Below are 26,494 nucleotides of genomic sequence, written 5' to 3' on the forward strand. Positions count from 1 at the left end.
GCTCATTTCGCGAGACCTCGCGGAGCTTGGCGGCGTTGTTAAAAAAGGGTCGCTTGTCTCAGCGGGTTGTATGGATATACAGTATGCGTCGCCGCGTCCACTCCCTCTCAGGCCCGAATCCATCGTGCTCTCCGTCGCTGAATCTCCGTCACCGGTCGATGCCGATTCCGGTACCCATCCTCATCCTCATTCTGATACCGCCGACTGGCTGACCAAACTCAACGACGCGCAACGCGAAGCCGTCGAATATGGCGCTGACAGTCCCAACGCGCCGCCCGGCGCGCTGCTGGTGATAGCGGGGGCGGGTTCCGGCAAGACCAATACGCTGGCGCATCGGGTCGCCAATCTGGTGGTGAAGGGCGCCGATCCGCGCCGTATTCTGCTGCTGACCTTCTCACGCCGCGCTGCGCTCGAAATGACCCGCCGCGTCACGCGCATCGCCGGCGCGGCGCTCGGTACGCGGGCTGCGTTGGCGCAAGGGCTGACGTGGTCCGGAACCTTCCATAGCGTCGGCGCGCGGCTTTTGCGCGAATACGCGGACCTGATCGGCCTCGCGCCCGCCTTCACGATCAACGACCGTGAGGATTCCGCCGACCTGATGAATCTGGTGCGCCACGAGCTCGGTTTGTCCGCGAAAGAGCGGCGCTTTCCGGCCAAGGGCACCTGCTTTGCGATTTACTCGCGCGTGGTGAACACCGGCGCGTCGCTCGCCGACGTGCTCGACAGCGCGTTCCCCTGGTGCCGCGAGTGGGAGGCCGATCTGCGCAGGCTGTTCGCCTCGTACACCGAAGCCAAGCAGAAGCAGAGCGTGCTCGACTATGACGATCTGCTGCTCTACTGGTCGCATATGGCCGCCGAGCCGGCCATCGCGGCCGATCTGTCAGCCCGCTTCGATCACGTGCTGGTCGACGAGTATCAGGACACCAATCGCCTGCAGGCGTCGATCCTGCTCGCGCTAAAACCCGATGGCCGTGGCCTGACCGTGGTCGGCGACGACGCCCAGTCGATCTATTCGTTTCGCGGCGCGACCGTGCGCAATATTCTCGATTTTCCGGGGCACTTCGATCCGCCCGCGACGCAGATTACGCTTGAGCGCAATTACCGCTCGACCGAGCCGATTCTGGCGGCGTCGAATGCGGTGATCGAGCTGGCCAGCGAGCGCTACACGAAGAATCTGTGGACCGACAAGGCCTCGGCGCAGCGCCCGCGTCTGGTGACGGTCGCCGACGAAGCAGATCAGGCGCGCTACATCGTCGAGCAGGTGCTCGAAGCGCGCGAGCAAGGCATGAAGCTCAAGTCCCAGGCGGTGCTGTTTCGCGCGGCTCATCACAGCGCGGCGCTCGAGATCGAATTGACCCGCCGCAATATTCCGTTCGTGAAGTTCGGCGGCCTGAAGTTTCTCGACTCGGTGCATGTCAAGGATGTGCTCGCCGTGCTGCGCTGGGCGGAGAATCCACGCGACCGCGTCGCCGGTTTTCGGGTCGTGCAATTGCTGCCGGGCGTCGGTCCCACTACCGCCGCGAAGGTGCTGGACGAGGTCGCGGCGCGGGCAGGCGCCGGCAATCCGGCCGATTTCACCCGGAGCGCAGGTGGTGCGCTGGCTGCCTTTGCGCCGCCCGCCCGCGCGCGGGAAGACTGGCATCCGTTCGTCAAGCTGATGTCGAGCGTGTACGGGCGTGAGACGCCGTGGCCGGCCGAGTTCGAAATGGTGCGGCGCTGGTACGAGCCGCATCTCGAACGCAATCACGAAGACGCGGCGATCCGTCATGCGGACGTGCTGCAGATGGAAAGCATCGCGGGCACGTACCCGTCGCGCGAGCGTTTTCTGACCGAGTTGACGCTCGATCCGCCCGACGCCACCAGCGACGAATCCGGCGTGCCGCTAATCGACGAGGACTACCTGATCCTGTCCACGATTCATTCGGCGAAGGGGCAGGAGTGGCGCAACGTGTTCGTCCTGAATGGCGTGGATGGCTGCATTCCGTCCGATCTCGGCACCGGCAGCGAAGAGGAAATCGACGAGGAGCGCCGCCTGCTATACGTGGCGATGACGCGCGCGAAGGAGGACCTGCATATCGTCGTGCCGCAGCGCTTTTACGTGCACAACCAGACTCATCTGGGCGACCGTCACGTATGGGCGTCGCGCACCCGGTTCATTCCGGCGCATCTGATGCCTTTATTCGACGCCTATGCGTGGCCGCGCGTGCCGGTGCCGAGCGCGCCGACGGCGGCGGGGCTGGCCGCGGCGGCGCAGGCGAAGATCGAAATTGGCGCGAGGCTCAGGAAGATGTGGGACTGAGCCGGCTTTTACTGCGATTACCGCGACTGCCGCTGTTGTTGCTGCTGTTGCGGCACCGGGCGCGGCGGCACAAAGAAATTGCGCAACCATGCGGCGAGGCGTGAGAACACGTCATACGGTTCTTCGATGAAAATCTCCGGCTTCAGCAGGCGCAGGTACTCCATGATCTGCTGCGCTTCCTGCTTCTGGAACGAGCCGTGCGAAATTCCCAGACGCAGTAGTCCGCGCAACTCACCGAGCTTTTCGCGCGCCGTGCTGCCCACGTTCGTTTCGCACGCCACCTTGGCTTCATAGACGCGTTGACGCAGCGATTCCACCAGACGCCAGGCCGGCGTCTGCATGATTTCCTCGAGCGCCTGGATGTCCTGCGCCGCGCTTTTGATCTGGGCCGCGAGCGGATCGATCAGCGCGGCGTCGCCTTCCGCTTCCTTGACGATGGCCGCGGCCCAGTCGCGGCAATGCTTGGCGAGCTCTTCAGGCGTCCATTCCGAGCGGGCTGCAAAGCCGAAACCGAATTCCCCCGCCTGCCGCATCAGAATCGCCACGACGTCCGGGAATTCCTTGTCCAGCGTGCGTTTCGCCCACGCGTACTGGCCGCCTTGCAACATCCGCTGAACTGCGTGTTCTGTCAGCGGCACCATGTTGTCGAGTAGCTTGGCGCGCAAAAAATCCTCAAACGACGGCGTCGCGAACTGCGGATCGAGCTTCAGCGAAACCCGCAGAAACGCATCGAAATCCTTGCGCAGCGTCGCAATGGTCTCGTCTTTGAGCGTGAGGGTGATTTGACCCATGTGTTATCCCGTTTGGTCCTGCCGCGCGGCCTCGTCGCATCGCCCGAACGCATCCGGGCCCGGTGAGACGCGACGCCGAATGCCGGCGCGGTTGATTCCTGCCTGTTGCCGCGTAACCAGCGGGGGTATCCCGATGAGCGGACCTCGACTGCATATCGGCGGAATTAAGGGAAACTTAAGGGTAGGCGACGTTCTGGCGACGGCTTTAGAGGGAAGCGTCGCCAGAGCGCGCGGGGCACGCCTATTTCAGCACGACGCCTTGCCAGACAAAAAAGACCGTCAGGCCGACCGCGATGGTCAGGAGTGGCCGCCGCGTCAGCGCGCTGACCGCGATGGCCGCCAGGGCTCCGACCAGTTGCGGATTGCGCCAGGTCAATTCGGCCTGGGTGCCGTGCGGCGAGACCGCCATCGGGACGATGATCGCGGTCAGCACGGTAACGGGGACGAAACCGAGCGCGGTGCGCATGAGCGGCGGAAAGACCAGCCGGTCGCCGAGCACGAAGACGGCGGCGCGGATCACCCACGTAATCGCGGCCATGCCGAGGATCAAAACGACGTAGTTCATCGCGACGCCTCCATGGTTTCCTGCGAGGTTTGGCGTGGGGTTTCCCGCGGGGTTTCCCGTCGAGCTGCCTGAGAGTTATCGCGTGAGGCGTCCTCGGACGATTCACGATTGCCCTGCGCGCCTCGCCCGAATCGGGGCGCTGACAGCAGGACACCGATTGCCACACCCGCGAACACCGCGCCGAGCAGGCCGAGCTTGTACGGCCAGGCTTGCCAGAAGAACGCCAGCGTACCCGCGGTGGCCGCCGCCGCGATATAGCGCAGCGCGACGAGTTGCGGCACGACGATCGCAATGAAGGTCGCGACCATCGCGAAGTCGAGCCCGAGCGACTGCAGTCCTGGAAAGGCCGCGCCGAACAGCAGGCCGGCGACGGTCCAGATCTGCCAGTTCAGGTACATGGCCAGACCCGCGCCAAAGAAATAGTGCGGGCCGACGGTGCCGGGCTCCCGATGCCGGTAATGCTCCCACGCGACCGCGAAGACTTCGTCGGTGAGCAGCGCGCCAAGCGCCCAGCGCCAGCGCGCGGACAGATGCGCGACGTGCGGCGCGAGCGTCGCGCTGTACAGCACGTGACGCAGGTTGACGACCAGCGTGGTCGCCCAGATCAGCGCAAAGCTGGCGTGGCCGGCGATCAGGCCGAGCGCGATGAATTGCGCCGAGCCGGCGAATACGACGAGCGACATCAGTTGCCCGTGCCATAGATGCAGCGGGCCGGACGCGACGAGGGTGCCAAAAATCACGCCGAAGGGCGCCGCGCCGACCATCATCGGGATAATGTCGCGCGCGCCGGCGGTGAATTCTTTTAAGTGGCCTGTGCCCGAGGGCCGGCCGGGGTTGGAATGGGTCAATCTTGCCTCCTTGATTGGGCAAGCATAGCGAGCGGTGGCGGCTGGCGCTTGTACGTTCTTGCGGTGGGAGATGAGGCGGCGCGGATCGTGTGCTTGCGGCGCTCAGGCTGCGTTGGCGGCAATTGCGCGGATGGGGCATGAATGCCGGGGCGCTGCGGGGGGCGGGTGCCCACGGGCGCGTCGCATCAGTTTCCTTGCCAGCGTCCTGGCGGCACGCCGAACATGCGCCGGAAATGGCGCGTGAAATGGCTCTGATCCGTGAAACCGGAGGCCGCGGCGACCTCCGTGACGGAGACGCCGGCCCGTAGCGGTGCGAGCGCGCGTTGCAAGCGCACCTGATTGCGCCATGCATGCGGCGGCAAGCCGGTGGTCTGCGTGAAAAGACGAGCCGCGTGAAAGGACGACAGCCCCGCGGCCTGTGCGACTTCGGCGAGCGTAACCGGCTCGGCGAGGTCGCCTGTCAGGCGCTCCTGCATTGTCGCAACACGGGCGTCGTCGGCGGCGGGGCGCGACGGCCTCGGGCGTGTTTGGGCGTAGCGGACCAGCAAGGTGGACAGCGCGTCGAGCATCGCGGCTTCGGCGGCGAGCGGGTCGTCGCCGGCCTCCAGCAAACGGTGCGCGCGCGCCAGCCGATGCGCCAGATCGGGGTCGCGGATCACGCCCGGTGCAAACCAGGGCAAGGCCTGCGGTTTGCCGGCCACCTGGCCGGCGAGGTCGTGGATGAAGGGCACGGGCGCGTACATCACGCGATACCGCCAGCCTGCTTCGATAGCCTTTGACCCTGTATGCAACTCGCCGGGATTGATGATCGGCACGCTGCCCGCTTCGGCGACATAGTCCGAACCCAGATACCGATAGCACTCCGCGCCCGCGACAATCACCGGAATCGTGTACGCATCGTGCCAATGCGGCGTGAACTCGTGATCGTGATATTCGGCCGTGAGCAGATCCGCGCCGGGCAGAAGCGGCGTGCGCCAGTAGCGGGCGGAGTCCTGGAAGTGATGGGCGGTCATGGTGAAGGTCCGTGGTCCGGCAAACCTGCCGGCGGCCGGCGTTCCGGTGGCCGGCATACCGGTGGCCGGCATACCGGTGGCCGGCAGGCCGGTCGGCTGGACCCCTTAGTTTAGCGCGGCATGGCCGCCGCGGGCGCCGTCACGCATGCGGCCCAGGCCTTTACGCCGTGAGTTTTACCGTAGGCTCCGGGGCTTACTTGACCGGGATCGTCGTGCCGGCCGGCATCGCCACGGCGGTCACGCTGTTTTTCGCGCTGCCGCTGACGACGCGGTCGCTATAGGTCATGTACACGAGCGTGTTGCGCTTCGTGTCGACCACGCGCACCACATGCAGCGATTTGAAGATCAGCGACATGCTCACGGAGAACACGTCGGCCTGCTTTTTCACCGGCCCCGTGAAGTGAATCTCGCTGACCTGACGGCAGGCGATCGACGCTTCGGTCGGATCTTCGGCGATGCCGAGCGTACCCTTGACGCCACCGGTGCGCGCCCGCGACACGTAACAGGTCACGCCCTGGACCAGCGGGTCGTCATAGGCTTCGACGACCACGCGGTCGGAGCCCGTGACACGGAAGTTGGTATTGACGCTGCCCACTTCTTCGCTGTGTGCCGGGGACAGCAGCAGGGCGGCGGTGGCTGCAAGCGCGATGCGCAACAAGGTCGATTTCATGAGCTGGCCGGGAAAGATGGAGGGATTGAGCGCGAGAGGGCGTTGCGCCGACAAAGCAGCATCGTATAACGGCGTGGGTCTCAGAGGGCCGGTGCAAATGCCCTGGATCGTGCGCTATTTTCCAACTGGAGAAAAACGGCCGACCCCCGAGTTCAGCCACCTGATCCGGGGTTGAAGCAGGCAGCGCCGGGAGGTGTGGTCAGAACGTGCAGCCAAAACAAAAAGGCCCGCACGAATGCGGGCCTTCTAAATTTTTTGGCTCCTCGACCTGGGCTCGAACCAGGGACCTACGGATTAACAGTCCGGCGCTCTACCGACTGAGCTATCGAGGAACAGCAGTACAACTTGATCTACATAAAAAAGCCCGTATTGGTTAACGGGCTTTTGCAATTCTTGGCTCCTCGACCTGGGCTCGAACCAGGGACCTACGGATTAACAGTCCGGCGCTCTACCGACTGAGCTATCGAGGAACAGAACAACAAACAGCAGAGAAGCGAAATTGTAGGGGCAGCTTAGGCACCTGTCAATACCTTGCGTTCATCTCGATTCGGGTCGAATCCGGCAAGGCGGCAGGCGGGCCGCGCCGCTCAGCGTGCGAGCAGTGCCAGCTTTTCCTTCACGTCCTTGAATTCATCAGCTTCCGGCAGCGGTGCCTTGGTCTTGGTGATGCTCGGCCAGTTCTTCGCCAGATCGGCATTCAGCTCGATGAAGTTCTGCTGGTCGCTCGGCACGTCTTCTTCGGCATAGATGGCATTCACCGGGCACTCGGCCACGCACACGGCGCAGTCGATGCATTCATCGGGGTCGATCGCGAGGAAGTTGGGACCTTCGCGAAAGCAGTCCACCGGGCACACATCGACGCAGTCGGTATAGCGGCACTTGATGCAGCTTTCGGTCACAACGTGAGTCATTCAGGCAGCTCCTGCATGCGGAATCAGGGGAGGCGAAACGCCAAAAGCGCTATTGTAACGTAACGTCAAGAGCCGCATATGGCATCGCACAACGGCTTTTATACGTTTTTGTGATTAGTTTATGGCGTCCGGCACAGCCGCCCGGCGGCACGCTGAATCCGGGCGCATTCGGGTAACATGCCGTCAGACCGGTGCGCACGGGGCGCGCCGCACGCGCATGGGTTGACGTGTCTGGTCGAGCCAAGCCTTCCGTTTTTCCTGCAGTCCAGTTCGCGCCATCATGATTATTACTTCGCTGCTCGACACCGATCTGTACAAGTTCACGATGATGCAAGTGGTGTTGCATCACTTTCCCGCGGCGAATGTCGAGTACCGGTTTCGCTGCCGCACGCCGAATGTCGACCTCGTGCCGTACATCGGCGAGATTCGCGAAGAAGTGCGCAAGCTGTGCGATCTGCGCTTCGCCGACGACGAACTCGATTACCTGCGGCGCATGCGCTTCATCAAGGGCGACTTCATCGAGTTTCTCGCGCTGTTCCATCTGAACGAGAAATACATTTCGATCGAGCCGTCGCCGAAGGGCAATGGCGAAATCGACATCGAGATCAAGGGGCCGTGGCTGCACACGATCCTGTTCGAGATCCCGATGCTCGCGATCGTAAACGAGGTCTATTTCCGCAACACCCAGCAAAAGCCTGACTACAGCGAAGGGCGCGACCGTCTCGTCGAGAAGATGAAACTGCTGGGCGCGCGCCCGGAATTCGCCGACTGCAAGATCGCCGACTACGGCACACGCCGCCGCTTCTCGAAACAATGGCACGAGGAAGTGATCCTCACGCTGAAAGACGGTCTGGGTGAGCAGTTCGCCGGCACCAGCAACGTCTTCTATGCAATGAAGCACAGCCTCACGCCGCTCGGCACGATGGCGCATGAATACCTGCAGGCGTGCCAGGCGCTCGGTCCGCGGCTGCGCGATTCGCAGATCTACGGCTTCGAGATGTGGGCGAAGGAATATCGCGGCGACCTGGGTATCGCCCTGTCGGACGTGTACGGCATGGAGGCGTTCCTGCGCGACTTCGACATGTACTTCTGCAAGCTGTTCGACGGCGCGCGCCACGATTCCGGCGACCCGTTCGACTGGGGCGAGCGCCTGCTCAAACACTACGAGGCGAACCGCTGCGACCCGCGCACCAAGATCCTGGTGTTTTCCGACGCACTCGACATTCCGAAGGTGCTGCAACTGTACGAGCGTTTCCGTGGCCGCTGCAAACTGGCCTTCGGCGTAGGAACCAATCTGACCAACGATCTCGGCTATAACCCGTTGCAGATCGTCATCAAGATGGTTCGCTGCAATGGCCAGCCGGTCGCCAAGCTGTCGGATTCGCCGGGCAAGAACATGTGTGAGGACAAGGCTTATCTGGCGTATCTGCGCCAGGTGTTCGGCATTGCGCAACCCGAGGAAGATGGCGCTGCGAAGTAACGCTGCGTCAGCCCGGCCCATGGGCGACTCATGGGCCGATACCTCGCGGAGATCGCGTTCGCGGCGGGCTTGATACGCGGCGACTGGCCGTTCGGCCAGGGTGTTCGCGCGCAGGGTGGCCGGTATAATCCTCGCCATATCGCACGGCTGTCGACACGAGGATTTCGCATATGGATACATCGATTGCCCGCCGTAACATCCTGGCGCGCATCCGCGCGGCGCAAGGGCGCGAGCCTGAGCCGTCCGCTTCCGAGCGCGAGGCGGCCGCTGATTATCTGGCGCGCCATCCCCAAGGTCCGCGTCCGGAAATGCCGGCCGATCTGACCACGCGTTTCATTGAAGAAGCGCAAAAAATGGCGACCACGGTCGATACGGTCGAAACGCTGAGCGAGGTGCCTTCAGCCGCGCATCGCTATCTCACCGAACATGCATTGCCGCTGCAGGCGATCGCCTGGCAAACACTACAAGATCTGCAATGGGCCGAAGCTGGGCTCAGCGTCGAATTCCGCAAGCCCGAAGACGGCGACGCGGTCGGCCTCACCGGCTGCTTCTGCGCGACCGCGGAGACCGGCACCCTTGTGCTGCTGTCCGGACCGCAAACCTACGCATCGGCTGGCTTGCTGCCGGAAACGCATATTGCGATCGTGCCGGCTTCGCGCATCGTCTCTGGGCATGAAGAGGCCTTCGCGCTGATCCGCAGCGAACGCGGCGAACTTCCGCGTGCGGTCAATTTCGTCTCCGGGCCCTCGCGTACCGGCGATATCGAACAGACTATCGTGCTTGGCGCGCATGGACCTTACCGGGTCCATGCGATCGTCGTACGCGGCGCCTGAGCGTAGTGCACGTCGGCGTATCTTCACGGCGCGAGCCGCCGCCGTTATAACAAGGACTTCAACGATATGAAACGACATGCCGTAGGCGCGAGCATGGTGCTTGCCGCTGCACTGACATTGGCAATGTGGCCTCAACTGGCCGCGGCAGCCACGCTCGACGGCGCGTCGTTGTCGGCGCTGTGGGGCTTGCCGTTTGCGGGCGTGTTGCTGTCGATCGCGGTGTTCCCGCTGGTCGCGCCGGCATTCTGGCATCACCATTTCGGCAAGATCGCAGCAGCGTGGGCGCTGCTGTTCCTGGCGCCGTTTGCGCTGACCTTCGGCTCCGGCGTTGCATTCGGCACGCTGGTCCATGCATTGCTCGAAGAATACATTCCGTTCATCGTATTGCTGACGGCGCTCTACACCGTCGCGGGCGGCATCTGCGTGCGCGGTAATCTGCATGGCACGCCGCGGCTGAATACCGCCATCCTCGCGCTGGGCACCTTGCTGGCCAGCATCATGGGAACGACCGGCGCGGCGATGCTGCTGATCCGCCCTTTGCTGCGCGCCAACGACAATCGCAAGCATGTTGTTCACGTGGTGGTGTTCTTCATCTTTCTGGTCGCGAACGCGGGTGGCTCCTTGTCGCCACTCGGTGACCCGCCGCTCTTTCTCGGCTTCCTGCAGGGTGTCAGTTTTTTCTGGACCACCACGCATCTGGCGTTGCCGATGCTATTCGTCTGCGTTGTGCTGCTCACCGCGTTCTATGCGCTGGATTCGTACTATTTTCATCGGCGTGAAGAAGAGCGCTCGCGGTTTCTCGATCCGACGCCGGATTCGCCGCCGTTGGGTATCGACGGCAAGATCAACTTCGTGCTTCTTGTTGCGGTGATTGCGCTGGTTCTGATGAGCGGACTGTGGAAGTCGGAGGTCGTGTTCGATGTCTTCGGTACGCATGTCGCGTTGCAGAATGCCGTGCGCGATGTCGCGCTGATCGGCGTCACTCTGCTCTCGCTCGCGTTGACGCCGCGCGCCGCACGCACGGGCAATGACTTCAACTGGGCGCCGATCGAAGAAGTCGCCAAGCTGTTCGCCGGTATTTTCGTGACGATCGCGCCGGTCATCACGATCCTGCGGGCCGGCGAGGCGGGTGCGTTTGCTGGCATCGTCCATCTGGTCAATCCGGCCGGGCAGCCGCACGACCTGATGTACTTCTGGGCGACCGGCCTGCTATCGTCGTTTCTCGACAATGCGCCGACCTACCTGGTGTTCTTCAACCTGGCCGGCGGCGACGCGCAGACGCTGATGACCACCGGCGCCACCACGCTCGCGGCGATCTCGGCCGGGGCGGTGTTCATGGGCGCCAACACGTATATCGGCAATGCGCCGAATTTCATGGTGAAAGCGATCGCGGAGTCGCGCGGCATTCGGATGCCGAGCTTTTTCGCGTATCTCGGCTGGTCTGTCGTGGTGCTCGTGCCCGTGTTTCTCATCACCGGCTGGCTGTTTTTTTGACGCCTGGTTTCCCGCTTATTTTGACGCCGGGGCCATTGAGCCCGGCGCGCTATTCGGAGAATTGCAATGCAGAAGATCCTCGTTGCCCGTCCGATCTTTCCCGATGTGATCGAACGGCTCAAACAGTATTTCGACGTCGACTGGAATCAGGGCGATGTGTTGTCCGCCGAGGAACTGACACGCCGTCTCGCGGACAAAGACGGCGCGCTGACCGCGGGCGATCCGGTCGGTGCGGCGGCGCTCGCCGCGGCGCCGCGCCTGCGTGTGGTGTCGAACATGGCAGTGGGCTACAACAACTTCGACATGGCCGCCTTTAATGCGGCCAACGTGCTCGGCACCAATACGCCGGACGTACTGAACGAATCGACCGCGGATTTTGGCTGGGCGCTGATGATGGCCGCGGCGCGCCGCATTGCCGAATCGGAGCACTGGCTGCGCGCCGGCAAGTGGCAAAAGTGGGCCTATGACGGCTTTCTCGGCACGGATCTGTACGGTTCCACATTGGGGGTGATCGGCATGGGCCGGATCGGGCAGGCGCTGGCGCGCCGCGCGAAGGGCTTCAATATGCAGGTGATCTATCACAACCGTTCGCGCGTCGCAGCGCAGATCGAGGCGGAGTTGAACGCCGAATACGTGTCCAAGCAAGACCTGCTGAAACGCGCCGATCACGTGGTGCTGGTGTTGCCGTACACGAAGGAAAATCATCACACGATCGGCGCGGCCGAACTTGCGCAGATGAAGCCGACTGCAACGCTGACCAACATCGCACGCGGCGGTATCGTCGACGATGCGGCACTGGTGGAAGCGCTGCGCACGAAACAGATTGCTGCAGCGGGTCTCGATGTCTATGAAGGCGAGCCGAATCTGAATCCGGATCTGCTGAGCGTGCCCAACGTCGTGTTGACGCCGCACATCGCCAGCGCAACCGAAGCCACGCGCCGCGCCATGGCGAACCTCGCCGCGGACAATCTGATCGCGGCCTTGGGTGAGGGACCGCGCGCCGGCAGGCCGCCGAATCCGATCAACCCCGAGGTCATCGGCAAGGCGCGTTCATGACAATGATTCTGGTGGTGGCCGTTGCTGTGCTGGCGGTCGCCTTGGTCATCGCGTTGGCATTGCTGATGCGCGGCAGCAGTCGCGCCGACGCAAGCGAGCAGTTCGAGATTCTCGGCGAGCGTATCGATGCGGCAGCGGATGCGCAGTCGCATGCCTATGAGCGGCTCGAGCGGCAATTGCGTAATGACATCACCGAAACCGCGCGCGTTTCCCGTACCGAGCAGAGCAGTGGCTTCGCGCAGTTTCAGCAAACGCTGGCATCGCAATTCAGCAGCATGACGACGGTGCAGGCCGGCAAGATCGACGGCTTCGCGCAGCAACTCGATGCAGTGCGTCACAGCTTGCAACAGCAGGCGCAGCAGGCGCGCGATGAGCAGGCACGCACGCTCAAGCAGTTCGGCGAAACGCTGGCCTTGCAACTGGGCCAACTCACCGAGGCGAACGATCGCCGCTTCGCGGAGGTGCGCGCGACCATCGAGCAGCGTTTGAAAGACATCGAGGCGAACAATTCGACCAAGCTCGAAGAAATGCGCCGCACGGTCGACGAAAAATTGCATGCCACGCTCGAACAACGCCTGGGAGAATCGTTCAAGCTGGTGTCGGACCGGCTGGAACAGGTGCATCGCGGTCTGGGCGAGATGCAGACGCTGGCTGCGGGCGTCGGCGATCTGAAGAAGGTGCTCACCAACGTCAAGACGCGCGGCACCTGGGGCGAAGTGCAGCTTGAGGCATTGCTCGAACAATTGCTCACGGCTGATCAATATGCGAAGAACGTCGCGACGGTGCCGAAGAGCGCCGATCGCGTCGAGTTCGCAATCAAACTGCCGGGCCGTGCCGAGACGGGTGCTCCGGCCACGCCGGTCTGGCTGCCGATCGACGCCAAGTTCCCGCGCGAAGACTACGAGCGGCTGATCGAAGCACAGGAACGCGCCGACCCCGTTGCCGTGGAGGAGGCGTCGCGCGCGCTCGAAGCGCGGATACGGGCGGAGGCGCGCACGATCGCGGAAAAGTATGTGTCGCCGCCGCACACCACGGATTTCGCACTGCTGTTCCTGCCGACCGAAGGGCTGTACGCGGAAGTCCTGCGCCGGCCCGGTCTGACGGACCTGCTGCAACGCGACTACCGCGTGACGATTGCCGGCCCGACCACGCTCACTGCGCTGCTCAATAGTTTGCAGATGGGATTCCGCACGCTGGCTATCGAGAAGCGTTCTAGCGAGGTGTGGCAGGTGCTCGGCGCGGTTAAGACGGAGTTCGGCAAATTCGGCGACGTGCTGGCGAGGACCAAGGCGCAGCTTGAAACTGTCACGCGTTCGATCGAGGCCGCTGAAACACGCGCCCGCGTGATGGGCCGCAAGCTGCGTGACGTCGAGGCATTGCCCGGGGAAGAGGCGAGCGGGTTGCTCGGTGACGCGCTAACGGGTGTGGATCCGGACGAGCAGTAGAGCCGCACCGTTTTCGGGACTGACCTTTTTCGACACGAAACGAGAGCCGGACCCGGATGCCGAGCCAGCGCGAGCTCAGGAAGCAGCGTCTGCGGCCAGTCGTTCCAGTGCCTCGCCTGTTAAGCGCACAACGCGCCAGTCCGGCATGACCTTGGCGCCCAGTTTTTCGTAGAAGCCAATGGCCTGCTTGTTCCAGTCGAGCACGGTCCATTCGAAGCGCGCGCATTTACGCTCGACTGCCAGCGCCGCCAGCCGCGCGAGTATCGCGGCGCCTAGCCCGCTACCGCGCTGACCCGGTTGAACATAGACATCTTCGAGATACAGCCCGCGCTTGCCGACGAAGCTCGAGTAATTGTGGAAGAACAGCGCGTAGCCGACGATGCGTCCTTCGTTTTCCGCCACCAGCGCTTCGATGGAGGGCCGCGCGCCGAACAGGGCGTCACGCAAACCGTCTTCAGTCGCGGTGAATACGTGCGTGAGGCTTTCGAATTCGGCCAACTCGTACGTCAACGCGAAGATAGCGCCCGTATCTTCAGGCGTCGCGGCGCGGATCGTCGCGCTCATCACGCCTCTTCCGGCGCGTCGGTCAGCTGGATTTCGATGCCGCCGAAGCGCGAGGCCACCCAGTTGTACGCGTGGCAGGCGATCCACAGCAGAACGAAGCCAAGAATCGCGTTCAGCAGCAGCGCGCTGAACACCGTGCTCAATTCGACCGAGCCGTAGCGGATGAACGCCACCAGCACGCCAAGCAGCACGATCGGCACCGAGAATGTCAGGTACACGAGGATAAGCGCTTTGGCGGTTTGTCCCGGTGCAATGAACGAGATCTGTTTTTTCATGTAAGTCAAACCCGTGTGTCTTAGTGGTAATGGGTAGGGCTGCAAAGAAGCCGCCACGGCGGCGTTCCCTCAGGCATCAGATGAGACCGTCGAACAGCATGATATCGACATGCTCGCCCTCGGCAATGTCGGATTCATCGTGCCCGAGAACGATGAAACAATTGGCTTCGCTCATCGAACTCAGCACGCCTGAGCTTTGCGAGCCGGTTGGCGTGACATGCCATTGGCCGTGCGCGTCCTGCCCGGCGACGCCGCGCTGGTACTCGGTGCGCCCGGCGCGCTTGCGGATGAGCTGGCGGCTGGCGGCTCGCAGCAGCGGCAGTGCCTGCGGCGTCGCGCCGGACATCAGCAGCAGCGCTTCGCGCACGATCTGGTAGAACGTCACCATCACGGCCACCGGATTGCCCGGCAAGCCAAAGAACAGCGCGGGCAGCCCGAGACCCGGATGGTCGCCCGACCAGACGCGGCCGAAGGCGAGCGGCCGGCCCGGACGCATCGCGAGACTCCAGAATGCGACGTCGCCGAACGTCTGCAGCAATTGTCTCGTGAAATCCGCCTCGCCGACCGAGACGCCGCCCGAGGTCAACACCACGTCGGCGCTGGCTGCGGCACTGCGCAACGCGGCTTCGAGCGCGGCGGGTTCGTCGCGCACAACACCGAGATCGAGCGTATCCATGTTCAGGCGCCGCAGCATCGCAAATAACGTGTAGCGATTGCTGTCGTACACCGAACCCGGGTCGAGCGGCTCGCCGAGCGAGCGAAGTTCGTCGCCGGTGGAGAAAAATGCGACGCGCAAGCGCCGCCGCACGTAGATTTCGCCGATGCCGAGCGACGCCAGCAAACCGAGATCCGACGCACGCATGATGCGGCCGGCGCGCAGCGCGGCATGGCCGCGAGCGACGTCTTCGCCCGCCAGGCGCCGGTTCGCGCCGGCCTGCACGGCGTTGGCCGCAAATCGGACCGACTGGGAATCGGCACTGCGCTCGACAAGCTCCTGTGGCACGACGGTGTCGCAGTCAGACGGCATGCAGGCACCCGTCATGATGCGCACGCATTGTGTCGCGCCGACGCGGCCCGCGAACGGATGGCCGGCCAGTGCTTTGCCGACGATCGTCAAAGCGACGATGGACTCGCCCGTCGCCAATGCGGCGCGATTGAACGCGTAGCCGTCCATTGCCGAATTGTCGTGCGACGGGACGTCGATTGGCGAGACGATGTCGGCGGCGAGTACCCGGTCGAGCGCATCGCGCAAGGGCACGCGTTCGACCGCCGTGACCGGCGCGGCCCATTGACGGACGATCGCCTGGGCGGCCGAAACAGGTAGCGCGTGAGGATCGTACTGCGCGACGCAGCGGGAAAATTCGTTAAGCGTGGTCATGGAGGGCTGAGCGTCGCGACCGGGGCGGGTGTGGCTGGCTGTTGCCGTGCGGCCGGAGCAGGATTTCAACCGGGGCCTCAACAGCGCTGGAGGTCGGCGAGTTCTTGTAACGAATTGATATTGTAAAACGCGCGCTCGTCGGCAAAGGCGACTTCGACCGTCTTGTGGCGCGCGTACCACGCGCGCACCTTGCGCTCACCGGCATCCAGAAAGGCCGCAAGGTCGTCTGCGAGACCTGTGCGCAGCAACGCGAAGACAGGGTGGAGCGAGACCTGGCCGGCGGCGTCGGTCGTCGTGACGGTGGCGATATCGGCTTGATTCGACGCGAGTGCCTGTGCGAGGCGTTCGGCGAGTTCCGCGGGCAGCCCGGGCGTGTCGCAGGGCGCGCTCAGCATGTAGGCCGTGCCGGCTGCGCGCAAGCCTGCGAGCAGCCCGGCCAGCGGTCCGGGGAAACCGGGCAGGGTATCGGCCAGCACCCTGGCGCCGAACGGCGCACCGAGCGTGCTGTAGACATCGGGATGACGATTGGCGCTGATCAGCAGGGCGCCGGTCTGCGGCGCGAGCCGCTTCAGCACATGGGCGGCAAGCGGTTCGCCGTGCAGCGTCTGGAGCCCCTTGTCGACGCCCCCCATGCGCATGCCGCGCCCACCCGCGAGGACCAGGCCGGTGATATGTTTGCTGGTCGGATTCATGGATGCGGGCTGTCTTAGCCGCCGATATACGACATTTCGACCCGACGGCCGTCCTGCTCGCGCGATGCGGCGGCGCCGCTGCCACGTAACTGCGAATAGCGGTCGCGGCGGTCTTGCCAGATCTCGGCGACGGCGGTGGCGATATCGGCGTCGCTCGCCCCGCTGCGCAGCAACGCGCGCAGGTCGTGACCCGACGACGCGAACAGGCACAGGTACAGCTTGCCCTCCGTCGACAGGCGCGCGCGCGTGCAACTGCCGCAAAACGCGCGTGTCACACTCGAAATCACACCGATCTCGCCGCCGCCGTCCACATAGCCCCAGCGCTGGGCGGTCTCTGCCGCGCTGTGCGCCTCGAGCGGCGCGAGCGGGAAATGCTCGGCGATGCGCGTGACGACATCGGCGGAAGGCAGCACTTCGGTCATGTTCCAGCCGTTCGACGTACCCACGTCCATATACTCGATAAAGCGCAGTACCGCACCCGAGCCTTTGAAGTGGCGCGCCATCGGCACGATCTCGCCGTCGTTGGTGCCGCGTTTGACGACCATGTTGACCTTGACCGGCGCGAGCCCCACCGCGTCGGCCGCGGCAATTCCGTCCAGCACGTCGGCGACCGCGAAGTCGGCATCGTTCATGCGGCGAAACAGCGTGTCGTCGAGCGCGTCGAGGCTCACTGTCACACGGGTCAGGCCGGCGTCTTTCAGGCTGCGCGCCTTGCGCTCCAGCAGCGAGCCGTTAGTGGTCAGCGTCAAGTCGAGGGGGCGGCCTTGCGGCGTGGTGAGTTGCGCGAGCCGTTCGATCAGGTGTTCCAGATTTTTGCGCAGAAGCGGCTCGCCACCCGTAAGGCGGATTTTCTCGACGCCGTGTGCGACGAAGAGCCGCGCCAACCGTTCGATTTCTTCGAAGCTGAGCAGGGCGCTGTGCGGCAAAAACGCATAGTCCTTGTCGAACACCGCGCGCGGCATGCAGTAGACGCAGCGGAAGTTGCAGCGATCCGTCACCGAGATGCGCAGATCGCGCAACGGGCGCGCCAGCGTGTCGTGCAGCACGCCGCTGGGCGCCTGCACTGGGCCGGAAATGACCGGCACCGCGCTGAGATCGGCAACAGGGATGATGCGTCGGGACATGAATTGCTTCGTTTGATGCTTCGTTTTGGGCTTGCTAAGGGGCTTTAACCAGTGCTGCGATTGACACCCAGATCTTCATTCTAGCGGAAATGTCCCTGCTCGCTGCCGGCCTCCGGATGCCGTTCGGGTATATGAGGAGTGACATGCAACTTGTAATCCGGACGGCGCGCGATGCCATAAAACAAAAAGCCCGCCGGTGACGGCGGGCTTTTTGCGTGGGGGCGGCTCGCTTACTGCGGATGCTTACCGGTTTCCACCATTTGCATCGGCGCGGTTTCGAGCGGCGGCAATGCCTTACGCTCGCGACCTACGCGAACCGGCCTGGCTGCCTGCGCTGCCGCTTCCTGCGCGGCCCGCAGCTTGTCGGCGTCGGTGTTCACCCAGACGAGACCGGCTTGTTCCAGCACCGGCTTCAGGGTTTCCGCCGACACAGCGGCGCTGCGCGCTGCTTGCGGTGCGGCTGCGGCGGGCGCTGCTTCGACTGGCGCCGGTGCGGCAATCGCTTCAAATGCCGGAGCAACGGCCGCGACGGGCGGTTTTGCTTCGACGATCTCGGCTTGCGGCGCCGGTTCGGCGGCCGGTGCTTCGACCACGGCCACGGGGGCTGCGGTTTCTACCGGAGCCGGTGCGGCTTGCGTTTCGACAACCGGGGCTACTGCCGGTGTTTCGATCCGCGCCTCAGCGGGGGCTTCGACGCGAGTCTCGACTGCGGGTTCAGCCACAGTTTCGGCATGAGCGACCGGTTCGACGAGCGAAACCGTCTCGCTGACAGCCGGCGCAACTTGCGCGGCTTCGACCGGCGCGGCTGCGGCTTGCGCCACCGGTGCTTCCGGTGCTTGCGCGACCGGCACAACCGTTTCCGTCTTCGCCGCCTGCTCGACCGCCAGAGCGGGCGTTTCGGCTACTGCATGCAGTTCGCTGACGACAGCGGTTTGCGTCGCCACAGCAGCGACAACCACTTCCACCGGCTTGACGTCGTTTGCTTCGTTGACTTCAGCCTTGTGTTCGACCGGCTGATGCGCGGTGCGTACCGGTGCTTCGTCGGCCACATTGGCGGTGTCGCTTTCGCCTTCCGCGACGTCTGCAGCCAGGTTGCCGTTGACGTCTTCTTCGCGCTCACGACGGCCACCACGACGGCCGCGACGGCGGCGACGGCGCTCTTCACCTTCACGCGCCACCGCTTCCTGATCGACCGGCGCACCGTTCTCGCCCAAGGCGGTCTGGTTTTGCGCCAACTCTTCCGCTGTTTGCGCGTCGTTTTGCGTCAGTGCCTCTGCTGCTTCCGGCTGCTGTTTGCGGCGTTCGCCACGTTCAGCACGCTCGCCGCGCTCACGGCGCTCGCCGCGTTCGGCACGCGGTGCGCCGTCGACGGTTTCCGCACGGTCGGCGCCACGATTTTCGCGGGCCTCACGACCTTCACGCGGCTCACGAGCCTCGCGCGGTTCGCGGCCTTCACGGGCCTCACGCGGCTCGCGCTGCTCACGGTTGGCACGCGGCTCACGCGATTCACGAGCCTCGCGCGGTTCACGCCCTTCGCGAGTCTCACGACCTTCACGCGGTTCGCGTTCCTCGCGACGCTGCGACGGCTGCTGGCCCTGAGCCTGACGACCGCCACTTGCGCCTTCGCCACGACCCGCTGCATCGCGTGCGCCTGCGCCGCCACGGCGATTGCGGTTGCGATCGCCACCGCGTTCGCCGGTGCGCTCACCGCGCTCCGTGCGTTCGCCGCGCTGCGGACGCGCCTGCTTTTCGGTCGGAGCCGGTGCGACAGGCGCCGGCGCGGCCGGCTGCATGCCGAACAGATTCTTCAGCCAGCCGATAAAGCCGCCGCTGGCCGGCGTGACAGCGACCGGAGCCGGGGTTGCCGGGCGGACCGGCGCGCTCGGGGCCGGCTTCTCAGGCGTGATGCCCTTGACCGCGGCTTCCTGCTTCGGCTTCACTTCTTCAGCGCGCTTGCTGTAACCGGTTTCCGATTCCAGTTCGCGGGCCGCTTCTTCGGCCATCTTCCACGAAGCGCGCGGCTCGTCGAGGCGCGCGTCGTCGTGACGCAGTCGCTCGAGCTTGTAATGCGGCGTGTCGAGGTGCTTGTTCGGAATCAGAACGACGTTGACCTTGAAACGCGACTCGATCTTGTTGATTTCCGCGCGCTTTTCATTCAACAGGAAGGCGGTTACTTCGACCGGCACCTGGCAATGGATCGCCGCGGTGTTTTCCTTCATCGCTTCTTCCTGAATGATCCGCAGCACTTGCAGCGCGGACGATTCGGTATCGCGGATGTGCCCCGTGCCGTTACAGCGCGGGCAGGTCACGTGGCTGCCTTCCGACAAGGCCGGGCGCAGACGTTGACGCGACAGTTCCATCAGGCCGAAACGCGAGATCTTGCCCATCTGGACGCGCGCACGGTCGTGCTTCAACGCGTCTTTCAGGCGTTGCTCGACTTCGCGCTGGCTCTTGGCCGATTCCATGTCGATGAAGTCGATCACGATCAGGCCGCCCAGGTCGCGCAGACGCAACTGGCGAGCCACTTCGTCGGCGGCTTCGAGGTTGGTGCGTGCCGCGGTTTCCTCGATGTCCGCGCCCTTGGTGGCGCGCGCCGAGTTCACGTCGATCGCGACCAGTGCTTCCGTGTGGTCGATCACGATAGCGCCGCCCGAGGGCAGCGGCACCGTGCGCGAATACGCGGTTTCGATCTGGTGTTCGATCTGGAAGCGCGAGAACAGCGGCACGTCGTCGTGGTACCGCTTCACCTTGCTGACATTGTCCGGCATCACGATATCCATGAAGGCGCGGGCCTGGTCATGGATTTCGGTGGTGTCGATCAGGATTTCGCCGATATCCGGCTGGAAATAGTCGCGAATCGCGCGAATCACAAGGCTCGATTCGAGATAGATCAGCATCGGCTGGCCGCTCGAACCGCTTTGCGACGCAGCCTCGATGGCGCGCCACAGTTGCATCAGGTAGTTCAGGTCCCACTGCAGCTCTTCGGCGCTGCGGCCAATCCCGGCCGTGCGCGCGATGATGCTCATGCCTTCGGGCAATTGCAGCTGCGCCATGGTTTCGCGCAGTTCCTGACGGTCGTCGCCTTCGATCCGGCGCGACACACCGCCGCCGCGCGGGTTGTTCGGCATCAAAACCAGATACCGGCCGGCGAGCGAGATGAAGGTGGTGAGGGCCGCGCCCTTGTTGCCGCGCTCTTCCTTTTCGACCTGAACGATCAGTTCCTGACCTTCTTTCAGGGCGTCCTGGATGCGCGCGGAGCGCATGTCGACGCCGTCGCGGAAGTACTGGCGGGCGACTTCCTTGAACGGCAAAAAGCCGTGGCGGTCTTCGCCGTAGTTGACGAAACACGCTTCGAGCGAAGGCTCGATGCGGGTGATGATGCCCTTGTAAATATTGCCTTTGCGCTGTTCGCGCCCGGCGGTTTCGATGTCGATATCGATGAGTTTTTGCCCATCGACGATGGCAACGCGCAGTTCTTCCTGCTGCGTCGCGTTGAACAACATTCGTTTCATTGAACGGCTCCAGAGCGGCTTAGCCAGACCCCCTGGCTGCGCGGTTGTCAGTCGCGAGAGCCAGGCGGGCAGCGGCATGCCGCGCCTTATTGTGTTTTCACAAGCACGCTGGAGCGGGAAAAATGGCGGGAGAATTGCCTGAGAGGGCCCGGCCCCATTAAAAAATGGGCACGGTGCCGCAGGGCACATGCGAACACGGCTTCAAATAACGACCCGACACGCCGCGGGTTCTGCCAGCAGACCTTCATAAGCCTTGCGTCCACTCGCGCCGGTGCGCCAACTGGGCGCGTGACCGGAGGGTCGAAGGCTGCGGTCATGCCGCAGCGGGAAGTTCGCGCAGTCGGCGCGTCTTTTCTCGCTGGGGGTGTCTCGCCTCATTTTGACGTCGCCATGTCTTGTACTTTCTACAAGACGCCTCGGGCGCACGCCGTATTTTCGCAACTCGCAGCTTCTTACAGCAGGACGTCAGACCGCCCGATACCTAAGCTGAAAGTTAAATTCTTTTTTACCAAAATTCCGTTACCGTCGAAGCTGACCTTGACCGAACGCGCCTGTGGGCGCCGTCCCTGCCGGGTACTGACCTCGTGCGTGCAACATGTTGCATCTCATTTTCAGGGTGAGCAACCAGACCCCGGCGCAAGTAAAATAACGGTTTATCGCTTGCGCCTGCGCAATCCGCCCGAATTCCGGACACTGCGCCGGCCGCCGCAGACTGCTGGGCAAATTATATTCATAATGAAAGAGTTAGGCAAAATATCCCAGAAATCGGTCGCAAGCGACCAGGTCTCGATGATCGAGATCGACGACAGTGCGGCCGGCCAGCGCATTGATAACTTCCTCCTGCGCGTCTGTAAGGGCGTGCCAAAGAGCCATATTTACCGCATCCTGCGCAGCGGGGAAGTGCGGGTGAATAAGGGCCGGATAGACGCGCAGTACCGCCTCGAACTGGGCGATCTAGTGCGCGTACCGCCCATTCGTGTCGCTCAGGCGAACGAGGCGATCGCTCAGGCACCGGTGCCGAGCAGCGATTTCAAAATTATTTTTGAAGATGAGCATATGCTCGTCATCGACAAACCGGCTGGCGTGGCGGTCCACGGTGGCAGCGGCGTCGCGTTCGGTGTGATCGAGCAGATGCGCGAAGCACGGCCACAGGCAAAGTTCCTCGAACTGGTGCACCGGCTCGACCGCGAGACCTCCGGCATCCTGATGCTCGCCAAGAAGCGCTCGGCGCTGGTTAATCTGCATGAGCAGATTCGCGAGAACAAGATGGATAAGCGCTACTATGCGTGCGTTCACGGTGAATGGGCGAGCGACTGGGGCCGCCGCCGCGCGGTCAAGGAGCCGCTGCACAAGTATCTGACCGCGGACGGTGAAAGGCGCGTACGCGTCCAGGCCGACGGCCTTGCGTCGCACACGGTTTTCAACCTGATCGACCGGTGGCCCGAGTACGCACTGCTTGAGGCGGAACTGAAGACCGGCCGCACGCATCAGATTCGGGTCCATCTGCAACATCTGGAACTGCCGATCGTCGGTGACGCCAAGTATGGCGACTTCGCGCTGAACAAGGCGCTGGCCCGGGCCAACGCCAAGCCGGGCCTGAAGCGCATGTTCCTGCACGCATACCGTCTTAAGCTGACGCATCCGGCAACCGGCGAATCCGTGCAGTTCGAGGCGCCGCTGCCGGCCGAATGCCGTAGCTTCATCGCGCAGCTCAATGAATTACGTGAATCACGAAATGGGTCAAACCCGGAGACGACACCGCATGGCTAGAGAGCAATTTGATCTGATCGTCTTCGACTGGGACGGAACGCTGATGGATTCGACCGCGCACATCACGCGCAGTATCCAGTCGGCATGCCGCGACCTCGGTCTGCCGGTTCCCGCCGATGAGGCTGCCAGCTACGTGATCGGCCTTGGCTTGCGCGACGCGCTGCAAATCGCCGCGCCCACGCTCGATCCGGCCGATTACCCGCGTCTGGCGGAGCGCTACCGCTTCCACTATCTGGTGAAGGATCAGACCACCGAGCTGTTCACCGGCGTGCGCGAGATGCTCCAGGAATTGCGCGATCAGGGGTATTTGCTGGCGGTGGCGACCGGCAAGAGCCGCGTCGGGCTGAACCGCGCTCTTGATCAATCACGGCTGACGAGCCTGTTCGACGGCACCCGCTGTGCGGACGAAACCTTCTCGAAACCCCATCCGGCCATGCTGCACGAGCTTACGCGCGAACTGGGGCAGGATCCGGTGCGCACGGTAATGGTGGGTGACACGACGCACGATCTACAGATGGCGATCAACGCGGGCGTGGCGGGTATTGGTGTCACATACGGCGCGCATCCTGCGGGCTCGCTGACTGCGTTGTCGCCGAAATTCGTCGCTTCCAGCGTCAGCGCGCTGTCTGGCTGGCTGCGAGAGAACGCATGAGCACGAGTGTGACCGCGGCGGCGACCGAGGCGGTTCGCATTTGCGCGTCCGACGAGCTGGTCGACGGCGGCGCGGGTGTGCGGCGCGCGGCGAGGTTCGGCGGCGGCGACGTCGTGGTATTTTTTGTTCGCTACGATGGCCGGGCATACGGCTATCTGAACCGTTGTGCGCACGTGCCGATGGAACTCGACTGGGCTGAAGGGCAGTTCTTCGAATCGTCCGGTTTATACTTGATGTGCGCTACACATGGCGCGATTTATGCGCCTGACACGGGCAAATGTGTCGGCGGCCCGTGCCGCGGCGGCCGTTTGCGTCCCGTCCAGGTCGACGAACGGGACACACCTGAAGGCCGCGCCGTATTCTGGCTGCCGGACGGAGAACTACGCCCGGTCACGCCCTGACTTTTCTCCTCTTCGATCTTTCCACTGCACCGCATGTCTGACAATTTGACTCCCGAACCGAAGGAACCGTCCCTGACAGGCCGCCCCCGCACGCCTGCCGATGAGCCGGGCTGGGAGCGCGCCGCGCTCGAGCGCATTGCGCTTGCGGCCATCAACGAGCAGCGTGCGGCACGCCGCTGGAGGATTTTCTTCCGCTTTGTGTTCCTGGTCGTTCTGCTTGTAGCGGTATGGGGTGTGTTCAGCTTCTCTGGCGACAAAGTTTCGACCACCGGCCGGCATACGGCAATGGTGACGCTTGACGGCGAAATCTCCGCTGATACGAATGCGAACGCGGAAGATATCAACACCGCGCTTGAAAGCGCATTCGACGACGCGGGTACGGCCGGCGTGATCCTGCGTTGTAACAGCCCGGGCGGCAGTCCGGTGCAGGCGGGCATTATCTACAACGAGATTCGCCGGCTGCGCGCCAAGTATCCGTCGATCCCCTTATATGTGGTGGTCGGCGACATGTGCGCATCGGGTGGCTATTACGCGGCGGCGGCAGCAGACAAGATTTACGTGGACAAGGCGAGTATCGTCGGTTCGATCGGCGTGCTGATGGACAGCTTCGGTTTCACCGGTCTGATGGATAAGCTGGGGATCCAGCGTCGGCTGCACACATCGGGTGAGAACAAGGGCTTTTTCGACCCGTTCTCGCCGGAAACGCCGAAGATGGATGAACATGCGCAGGACATGCTCGATCAGATCCATGCCCAATTCATTGATGCCGTGCGTCAGGGGCGCGGCAAGCGCCTGCATGAGACTCCGGACATGTTCTCCGGACTCTTCTGGACTGGCCAGAAGAGTGTCGAGCTGGGTCTGGCCGATGGTTTCGGCGATGCGGATTATGTCGCTCGCGACCTTTTCAAGGCGCCGGATATCGTCGACTACACGGTCAAGGAAAGCATCACGGACCGCGTGGCGCGCAAGTTCGGCGCGGCGGTCGGCAGTGGCGCGGTTCATGCAATGGCGCTGGGCGGGAAGATGAGTCTGCGGTGATCGGGTGAGAAAAGCCCCGTGCGGTCGATTTTTTTTCGATCGCACGGGGCTTTTTGTTTTGTGCCGCCGGCAAAGGCTCGGCAGGCTGATCCGCTTGAGATGCGGCAGCGATCAGGCGGCGATCAGACGGCGAGGATCAGGAAAATGGCCGGCCGCTTGTTCAGATCGATAGCCGGTTTCTTCTTCCAGTCGGCCACGCTGCGGCTGGCGATGGTTTCCGTCTCCAGCGTCAGATCGACCGCAACGCAAACGAGCGTGGAAGGCGCGCACGTTGCCAGCAAGGTGTCGAGCAGCGGCTTGTTCCGGTAAGGCGTTTCGATAAAAATCTGCGTCTGTTTGGCTTTGCGCGACTGTTGCTCCAGCTCGCGCAGGCGCTTGGCCCGTTCGGTGGCGTCGACCGGCAGATAGCCGTGGAACGCAAAACTCTGGCCGTTCAGGCCGGAGGCCATCAACGCGAGCAGAATTGAGCTCGGGCCGACAAATGGCACGACCTTGACGCCGCGCTCATGCGCGCGACGCACCAGCAGGGCGCCCGGGTCGGCGACCGCGGGGCAGCCGGCTTCGGATACCAGGCCGGCGTCCGTGCCCGCCAGCAAAGGCGCGAGCAGCTTGTCGATCTCGCCGGCCGGTGTATTGACGTTCAATTCGCGAATCTCGATTTCCTGAATCGGCTTTTCAGTGCCGACTTTCTTCAGGAAGGCGCGCGTGGTTTTCGCGTTTTCGCCGATGTAATAGTGCAACGACGCGGCGCGCGCCCGCACCGGCGCGGGCAGGACGGCGTCGAGGGCGTCGGCGTCGCCTTCACCAAGCGTGTTCGGGATCAGATATAACGTGCCGCTCATGATGCCCCCAGAAGTGGATAACCCACTGCGAGCAGCATGCGCGACAGTGCGATCAACGGAAGTCCGACCAGCGCGGTTGGGTCGTCCGAATGGATGGCTTCGAGCAGGGCGATGCCGAGGCCTTCGGATTTGGCGCTGCCCGCGACGTCGTATGGGGTTTCGGCGCGCAGATAGGCGTCGAGCGCGGCGTCCGGCAGATCGCGAAACTGCACGCGAGTAATGACGTCGGCGGCTTGCGCCACCCCCGAGCGGCTGTCGAGCAGGCAGAGTGCGCTATGAAATAACACCTCGCGGCCCCGCATGGCCTGCAATTGGATAAGTGCCTTGTCGTGCGTGCCGGGCTTGCCGATCTGCAGGCCGTCGTAAGTGGCCACCTGATCCGAGCCGATCACGAGCGCGGTTTCACCGGCGCCAAGTCCCTTGGCCACCGCCCGGGCTTTTGCTTCGGCGAGGCGCAAGGCGGTTACCTCGGGCGATTCGCCGGCGAGCGGCGTTTCGTCGATTGCCGGCACGACGACGTCGAACGGAATGCGCAGCCGCTGGAGGAGCTCGCGACGATAAGGTGAACTCGACGCCAGGATCAGGCGTGGCGGGCGATTGAGGGAATCTGACATGTGCAACCAACGGCTAGAGAGGCGGGTCGTACGGGCTTGTGCGGGCATCGCACGTGTACGGGCTTAAGTGTTTGACTCGAAAAGACAAAACGGATATGATTTCGGGCTTTTCATCGGTATGCTATTGCACAAGCGGTCGCGCAGGCATCGCCTGAGTAGGCCCGTGTGGTTAGCATGCGGCAGCGCATGAGTTCCGTGGGCTGCTTCGCAAACCGACGCTTTGCAAA

23 protein-coding genes, 2 tRNA genes and 1 pseudogene are annotated in these 26,494 nt (G+C 63.6%); 10 read left to right on the forward strand and 16 right to left on the reverse strand.

Features of this window, described 5'->3' with window-relative positions; translation table 11 throughout:
- Positions 1-70: 70 nt before the first annotated feature.
- Positions 71-2,299: an ATP-dependent helicase gene (locus tag HWX91_RS30045; protein WP_028199231.1), complete on the forward strand. Its 2,229-nt coding sequence runs from the start codon at positions 71-73 to the stop codon at positions 2,297-2,299.
- Positions 2,300-2,316: 17 nt separating this feature from the next.
- Here the strand turns inward: HWX91_RS30045 and HWX91_RS30050 are convergent, their stop codons facing one another.
- The 8 genes and pseudogenes from HWX91_RS30050 to fdxA form a co-directional block, all read right to left on the reverse strand.
- Positions 2,317-3,090, reverse strand: coding sequence for a DUF4088 family protein (locus tag HWX91_RS30050; RefSeq protein WP_028199230.1), 774 nt, complete (start codon positions 3,088-3,090; stop codon positions 2,317-2,319).
- Between the two features lie 241 nt (positions 3,091-3,331).
- Entirely contained in the window at positions 3,332-3,655 is a 324-nt protein-coding gene (locus HWX91_RS30055; RefSeq protein ID WP_028199229.1) for an AzlD domain-containing protein, read from the reverse strand.
- A gap of 95 nt (positions 3,656-3,750) precedes the next feature.
- Positions 3,751-4,503: pseudogene (locus HWX91_RS30060) on the reverse strand (AzlC family ABC transporter permease); the annotation flags it as partial.
- Positions 4,504-4,688: 185 nt separating this feature from the next.
- Positions 4,689-5,516, reverse strand: a complete 828-nt coding sequence (locus HWX91_RS30065) for a helix-turn-helix transcriptional regulator (RefSeq protein ID WP_028199228.1) — start codon at positions 5,514-5,516, stop codon at positions 4,689-4,691.
- Positions 5,517-5,709: 193 nt separating this feature from the next.
- Positions 5,710-6,186, reverse strand: coding sequence for a CreA family protein (locus HWX91_RS30070; RefSeq protein WP_028199227.1), 477 nt, complete (start codon positions 6,184-6,186; stop codon positions 5,710-5,712).
- A gap of 256 nt (positions 6,187-6,442) precedes the next feature.
- A tRNA-Asn gene (locus HWX91_RS30075) sits at positions 6,443-6,518 on the reverse strand.
- Between the two features lie 62 nt (positions 6,519-6,580).
- Positions 6,581-6,656: transfer RNA gene (locus HWX91_RS30080), tRNA-Asn, on the reverse strand.
- A 117-nt stretch (positions 6,657-6,773) separates the two neighbouring features.
- On the reverse strand, positions 6,774-7,097 hold the full coding sequence (gene fdxA, locus HWX91_RS30085) for a ferredoxin FdxA (RefSeq protein ID WP_028199226.1): 324 nt from the start codon (positions 7,095-7,097) through the stop codon (positions 6,774-6,776).
- A gap of 280 nt (positions 7,098-7,377) precedes the next feature.
- Between fdxA and pncB the strand changes: the two genes are divergently transcribed.
- From pncB to HWX91_RS30110, 5 genes are all read left to right on the forward strand, one after another.
- Positions 7,378-8,577, forward strand: coding sequence for a nicotinate phosphoribosyltransferase (gene pncB / locus HWX91_RS30090; RefSeq protein WP_028199225.1), 1,200 nt, complete (start codon positions 7,378-7,380; stop codon positions 8,575-8,577).
- 170 nt (positions 8,578-8,747) lie between these two features.
- Positions 8,748-9,410 carry a LutC/YkgG family protein gene (locus tag HWX91_RS30095; protein ID WP_028199224.1) on the forward strand — a complete coding sequence of 221 codons (663 nt, stop codon included), beginning with the start codon at positions 8,748-8,750 and terminating at the stop codon, positions 9,408-9,410.
- A 66-nt stretch (positions 9,411-9,476) separates the two neighbouring features.
- Complete coding sequence (locus HWX91_RS30100; RefSeq protein WP_028199223.1) at positions 9,477-10,904, forward strand: sodium:proton antiporter; 1,428 nt, start codon at positions 9,477-9,479, stop codon at positions 10,902-10,904.
- Between the two features lie 66 nt (positions 10,905-10,970).
- Positions 10,971-11,960 (forward strand): 2-hydroxyacid dehydrogenase, encoded by a 990-nt coding sequence (locus HWX91_RS30105; protein WP_028199222.1) that lies wholly within the window; start codon positions 10,971-10,973, stop codon positions 11,958-11,960.
- The gene (locus tag HWX91_RS30110) at positions 11,957-13,405 is read left to right on the forward strand and encodes a DNA recombination protein RmuC (protein WP_028199221.1); all 1,449 of its coding nucleotides are present in this window, start codon (positions 11,957-11,959) and stop codon (positions 13,403-13,405) included. The genes HWX91_RS30105 and HWX91_RS30110 overlap by 4 nt, the downstream gene beginning before the upstream one ends.
- Positions 13,406-13,480: 75 nt before the next feature.
- On the opposite strand, the gene HWX91_RS30115 is transcribed toward HWX91_RS30110, so the two are convergent.
- The 6 genes from HWX91_RS30115 to HWX91_RS30140 all read right to left on the reverse strand — a co-directional run bounded on the left by HWX91_RS30115 (position 13,481) and on the right by HWX91_RS30140 (position 20,950).
- Positions 13,481-13,969, reverse strand: coding sequence for a GNAT family N-acetyltransferase (locus tag HWX91_RS30115; RefSeq protein ID WP_028199220.1), 489 nt, complete (start codon positions 13,967-13,969; stop codon positions 13,481-13,483).
- The gene (locus tag HWX91_RS30120) at positions 13,969-14,244 is read right to left on the reverse strand and encodes a hypothetical protein (protein WP_028199219.1); all 276 of its coding nucleotides are present in this window, start codon (positions 14,242-14,244) and stop codon (positions 13,969-13,971) included. The genes HWX91_RS30115 and HWX91_RS30120 overlap by 1 nt, the downstream gene beginning before the upstream one ends.
- Before the next feature lie 76 nt (positions 14,245-14,320).
- Positions 14,321-15,622 (reverse strand): molybdopterin molybdotransferase MoeA, encoded by a 1,302-nt coding sequence (gene moeA / locus HWX91_RS30125; protein ID WP_028199218.1) that lies wholly within the window; start codon positions 15,620-15,622, stop codon positions 14,321-14,323.
- A gap of 77 nt (positions 15,623-15,699) precedes the next feature.
- Complete coding sequence (mobA, locus tag HWX91_RS30130; RefSeq protein WP_028199217.1) at positions 15,700-16,314, reverse strand: molybdenum cofactor guanylyltransferase MobA; 615 nt, start codon at positions 16,312-16,314, stop codon at positions 15,700-15,702.
- 14 nt (positions 16,315-16,328) lie between these two features.
- Positions 16,329-17,438, reverse strand: coding sequence for a GTP 3',8-cyclase MoaA (gene moaA / locus HWX91_RS30135; RefSeq protein WP_028199216.1), 1,110 nt, complete (start codon positions 17,436-17,438; stop codon positions 16,329-16,331).
- 230 nt (positions 17,439-17,668) lie between these two features.
- On the reverse strand, positions 17,669-20,950 hold the full coding sequence (locus HWX91_RS30140; RefSeq protein WP_028199215.1) for an Rne/Rng family ribonuclease: 3,282 nt from the start codon (positions 20,948-20,950) through the stop codon (positions 17,669-17,671).
- 735 nt (positions 20,951-21,685) lie between these two features.
- Between HWX91_RS30140 and HWX91_RS30145 the strand changes: the two genes are divergently transcribed.
- The 4 genes from HWX91_RS30145 to HWX91_RS30160 are packed head-to-tail and all read left to right on the forward strand — an operon-like array spanning position 21,686 to position 24,811.
- The gene (locus tag HWX91_RS30145; protein ID WP_028199214.1) at positions 21,686-22,720 is read left to right on the forward strand and encodes an RluA family pseudouridine synthase; all 1,035 of its coding nucleotides are present in this window, start codon (positions 21,686-21,688) and stop codon (positions 22,718-22,720) included.
- Positions 22,713-23,372 (forward strand): HAD-IIIA family hydrolase, encoded by a 660-nt coding sequence (locus HWX91_RS30150; protein WP_028199213.1) that lies wholly within the window; start codon positions 22,713-22,715, stop codon positions 23,370-23,372. The genes HWX91_RS30145 and HWX91_RS30150 overlap by 8 nt, the downstream gene beginning before the upstream one ends.
- On the forward strand, positions 23,369-23,773 hold the full coding sequence (locus HWX91_RS30155) for a Rieske (2Fe-2S) protein (RefSeq protein ID WP_028199212.1): 405 nt from the start codon (positions 23,369-23,371) through the stop codon (positions 23,771-23,773). The genes HWX91_RS30150 and HWX91_RS30155 overlap by 4 nt, the downstream gene beginning before the upstream one ends.
- A 33-nt stretch (positions 23,774-23,806) precedes the next feature.
- Positions 23,807-24,811 (forward strand): S49 family peptidase, encoded by a 1,005-nt coding sequence (locus HWX91_RS30160; RefSeq protein ID WP_028199211.1) that lies wholly within the window; start codon positions 23,807-23,809, stop codon positions 24,809-24,811.
- 122 nt (positions 24,812-24,933) lie between these two features.
- Here HWX91_RS30160 and HWX91_RS30165 read toward each other — a convergent pair whose 3' ends face one another.
- Both HWX91_RS30165 and HWX91_RS30170 read right to left on the reverse strand, forming a co-directional pair.
- Positions 24,934-25,653 carry an SAM-dependent methyltransferase gene (locus tag HWX91_RS30165; protein ID WP_028199210.1) on the reverse strand — a complete coding sequence of 240 codons (720 nt, stop codon included), beginning with the start codon at positions 25,651-25,653 and terminating at the stop codon, positions 24,934-24,936.
- Entirely contained in the window at positions 25,650-26,267 is a 618-nt protein-coding gene (locus HWX91_RS30170; protein ID WP_028199209.1) for a Maf-like protein, read from the reverse strand. Before HWX91_RS30170 ends, HWX91_RS30165 begins: the two co-directional genes overlap by 4 nt.
- Between the last annotated feature and the right edge of the window lie 227 nt (positions 26,268-26,494).

Origin of the sequence: Paraburkholderia fungorum, assembly GCF_902833645.1 — a bacterium.
Taxonomy (GTDB): domain Bacteria; phylum Pseudomonadota; class Gammaproteobacteria; order Burkholderiales; family Burkholderiaceae; genus Paraburkholderia; species Paraburkholderia fungorum.

Excerpts from the sequence above, each read along its gene's own strand:
- HWX91_RS30155 (WP_028199212.1), top strand. The coding sequence starts at position 23,369 with ATGAGCACGAGTGTGACCGCGGCGGCGACCGAGGCGGTTCGCATTTGC.
- HWX91_RS30160 (WP_028199211.1), top strand. The coding sequence starts at position 23,807 with ATGTCTGACAATTTGACTCCCGAACCGAAGGAACCGTCCCTGACAGGC.
- HWX91_RS30105 (WP_028199222.1), top strand. The coding sequence starts at position 10,971 with ATGCAGAAGATCCTCGTTGCCCGTCCGATCTTTCCCGATGTGATCGAA.
- HWX91_RS30045 (WP_028199231.1), top strand. The coding sequence starts at position 71 with ATGGATATACAGTATGCGTCGCCGCGTCCACTCCCTCTCAGGCCCGAA.
- HWX91_RS30100 (WP_028199223.1), top strand. The coding sequence starts at position 9,477 with ATGAAACGACATGCCGTAGGCGCGAGCATGGTGCTTGCCGCTGCACTG.
- moaA (WP_028199216.1), bottom strand. The coding sequence starts at position 17,438 with ATGTCCCGACGCATCATCCCTGTTGCCGATCTCAGCGCGGTGCCGGTC.
- HWX91_RS30165 (WP_028199210.1), bottom strand. The coding sequence starts at position 25,653 with ATGAGCGGCACGTTATATCTGATCCCGAACACGCTTGGTGAAGGCGAC.
- HWX91_RS30150 (WP_028199213.1), top strand. The coding sequence starts at position 22,713 with ATGGCTAGAGAGCAATTTGATCTGATCGTCTTCGACTGGGACGGAACG.
- HWX91_RS30140 (WP_028199215.1), bottom strand. The coding sequence starts at position 20,950 with ATGAAACGAATGTTGTTCAACGCGACGCAGCAGGAAGAACTGCGCGTT.
- HWX91_RS30145 (WP_028199214.1), top strand. The coding sequence starts at position 21,686 with ATGAAAGAGTTAGGCAAAATATCCCAGAAATCGGTCGCAAGCGACCAG.
- HWX91_RS30070 (WP_028199227.1), bottom strand. The coding sequence starts at position 6,186 with ATGAAATCGACCTTGTTGCGCATCGCGCTTGCAGCCACCGCCGCCCTG.
- HWX91_RS30110 (WP_028199221.1), top strand. The coding sequence starts at position 11,957 with ATGACAATGATTCTGGTGGTGGCCGTTGCTGTGCTGGCGGTCGCCTTG.
- moeA (WP_028199218.1), bottom strand. The coding sequence starts at position 15,622 with ATGACCACGCTTAACGAATTTTCCCGCTGCGTCGCGCAGTACGATCCT.
- HWX91_RS30120 (WP_028199219.1), bottom strand. The coding sequence starts at position 14,244 with ATGAAAAAACAGATCTCGTTCATTGCACCGGGACAAACCGCCAAAGCG.
- HWX91_RS30050 (WP_028199230.1), bottom strand. The coding sequence starts at position 3,090 with ATGGGTCAAATCACCCTCACGCTCAAAGACGAGACCATTGCGACGCTG.
- fdxA (WP_028199226.1), bottom strand. The coding sequence starts at position 7,097 with ATGACTCACGTTGTGACCGAAAGCTGCATCAAGTGCCGCTATACCGAC.
- HWX91_RS30065 (WP_028199228.1), bottom strand. The coding sequence starts at position 5,516 with ATGACCGCCCATCACTTCCAGGACTCCGCCCGCTACTGGCGCACGCCG.
- HWX91_RS30055 (WP_028199229.1), bottom strand. The coding sequence starts at position 3,655 with ATGAACTACGTCGTTTTGATCCTCGGCATGGCCGCGATTACGTGGGTG.
- HWX91_RS30115 (WP_028199220.1), bottom strand. The coding sequence starts at position 13,969 with ATGAGCGCGACGATCCGCGCCGCGACGCCTGAAGATACGGGCGCTATC.
- pncB (WP_028199225.1), top strand. The coding sequence starts at position 7,378 with ATGATTATTACTTCGCTGCTCGACACCGATCTGTACAAGTTCACGATG.
- mobA (WP_028199217.1), bottom strand. The coding sequence starts at position 16,314 with ATGAATCCGACCAGCAAACATATCACCGGCCTGGTCCTCGCGGGTGGG.
- HWX91_RS30095 (WP_028199224.1), top strand. The coding sequence starts at position 8,748 with ATGGATACATCGATTGCCCGCCGTAACATCCTGGCGCGCATCCGCGCG.
- HWX91_RS30170 (WP_028199209.1), bottom strand. The coding sequence starts at position 26,267 with ATGTCAGATTCCCTCAATCGCCCGCCACGCCTGATCCTGGCGTCGAGT.